This window comes from Mesorhizobium sp. M7A.F.Ca.CA.002.04.1.1 (genome assembly GCF_004022805.1).
GTDB lineage: Bacteria > Pseudomonadota > Alphaproteobacteria > Rhizobiales > Rhizobiaceae > Mesorhizobium > Mesorhizobium ciceri.
Map to the genome: position 1 here is coordinate 1 of NZ_RZPL01000920.1, position 1,901 is coordinate 1,901.

Annotated in this window: 2 protein-coding genes; both read right to left on the reverse strand. The window is 58.4% G+C overall.

Annotated elements, in window-relative coordinates:
* Positions 1–650: 650 nt before the first annotated feature.
* The gene (locus tag ENZ75_RS30470; protein ID WP_063168150.1) at positions 651–896 is read right to left on the reverse strand and encodes a hypothetical protein; all 246 of its coding nucleotides are present in this window, start codon (positions 894–896) and stop codon (positions 651–653) included.
* Between the two features lie 777 nt (positions 897–1,673).
* Positions 1,674–1,901, reverse strand: a 228-nt coding sequence (locus tag ENZ75_RS34785; RefSeq protein ID WP_206617135.1) for a hypothetical protein, incomplete at its 5' end; no start/stop codon positions are given.

A 1,901-nucleotide genomic window follows, 5' to 3' on the forward strand; every position in this document is an offset into this window, starting at 1 on the left:
TGCTCACGACGGCCAGGTTCCGCTGACAGTGGCGCGCGATGCCGTCGCCGGCTTCGCAAGATCCGTCAAAATCTTGCAGGACCCGCTTGCCCAATTCCCTTGGATGGACGGCACAAGGTCAGGTCGTGGTGGGGTAATCGCTTAGCCTTGATAAGGGGCGGCGCCATCAGGATGGTCCGGCTGCATGGTCGTCGTTTCCGCATCGCTACAAGGTGAGCTGCCCTGCCAGCTCACCTTTGGCGGGCGGTTGTTGTTCGCGCCGTTAGTACGGTTTTTTGGCGGGCGCGTCCGCGTCGCCATCAGCGGCATGCGACACTATCGCAGATTATGCCACGGCCCTCAGCGGAGGCTCCGCCATTGTCCCTAGGCCGTCGCATTCCGTGCAGGCCCCGTCTTTCCGGGGCAGCCACCCCGATGGGTTCCCTGCGGGCAGCAGTGCCCGTTTGACGCATACCATTTGGAGCAGTCGAAAACCCTGCCGCTGCCATGACAGCGCGGGCATTCCATATTCGATGAAATCATACCAATTCTTGCCCAACCCAAACGCACTCGCCCCATGCCGCAAGTAACAGGAATCATTGCGCTTTCAAGCACATTGCCCTGACTTAAATTGGGGGGATCGACGGATGGCCGGCATCGATGGCGAACTATCATTGCGCCGTAATTGAGTTGCTCGTGAAAATCTTGCTCGTCACAAGCCGGGTTGGGCATTGGTCGGCACCAGCAGGCTGCGCCGCCTTGTCCGGTTCCTTGTCGGCAGTGACAGCGACTGCGTCGCCGGGCTGCGCGTTGGCGGCCTGTGTGGCCGTGGACGCGAAGAGGACCGTCTGAGTGATGAGAGCCGAAACCGCGGCAACCTGAACCAGCACGGCGGCAAGGGCGATCTTCTTGAGCATGCGAGAAAACGCTCTTTGGCGCTCCCGGTTCCCCCATTCAGGTTTTCGGCTTGCTGCGGGAACAAGGGACCGGCAGTGCGGTTAACTCGATTATGCCGAGCAAGATCAAAGAACCACCATCGAAGCCCGAACCGGAGAAGCTACCTGTCCGACGTCGGGACAAAGAAGCCCCGCCAGAGCTTGAACATGTCGACCCGCCACCACGAGATGTGCGAGAGGCACCGGCACCCAACCCGAACGGTGACAAGAGATGAAATCCTGATGAGATCGCCGTGAAGAGATCGCCGTGATCGAAGCGCGCTGCATAGCGGCGCCAGGTCAAGTTGAGGATCAACCTGCGGCTGCCTGCGGTTTTCCAGACATGCCATAGATCAGCCCCTATGGGCGACCTGACCGTCTCAACGCTTTGAAGAATTTGGCTCCCCGGGCCGGACAAGTTCGTTAAATCGAACCGGGAAAAAATAAGCCAGAAAACCCTTTAACTGCAATCGCTTATGCGACTTCTTCCCCAAAGCGTCGACCGCCTTGGTGTATCTCAAGGGGTAGCAGCGGTGTATCTCTCAGTCAAGCGGAATGACGTTCCTTGGTGATTACTGAGATTGCAAATCAACGTCGCTCCTGCAGGGCCACTACGCCGTCAGCTACCCGGAAGTACGTTGTCAGCAGGGGAGAGATGGTCCGGAAGGCGTTCGCTTGTCCAGCAAGGCCCTCGACCACACTCGACATCTGCCGTGTCACGTTGGCGAAACTCCTGTAGACATCCTTCAGGCTCTTTGATTAGAGGATCACTGAAGAGAGGCCACATGGTCCCCTGAGTTCAGTCAGGTATGCAAATTGCTGCTGCGAGAGTTCCTCATTAGGGAGAAAGGGAAGCACAGCTTCCATTTTGTTGGCTGCGTCTGCAAATAGCTGGGCGGCTTGTTGGAACTGCTCTCTACCAGCCCCAAGACCGGCGGCCCCCTCTCTCTCTCGAAGCCCTTCGATGACCTTCCCAACGCCGTCCAG

What these genes read in the sequence shown, in the direction of transcription:
- ENZ75_RS30470 (WP_063168150.1), bottom strand. Translation starts at nt 896, where the DNA reads ATGCTCAAGAAGATCGCCCTTGCCGCCGTGCTGGTTCAGGTTGCCGCG.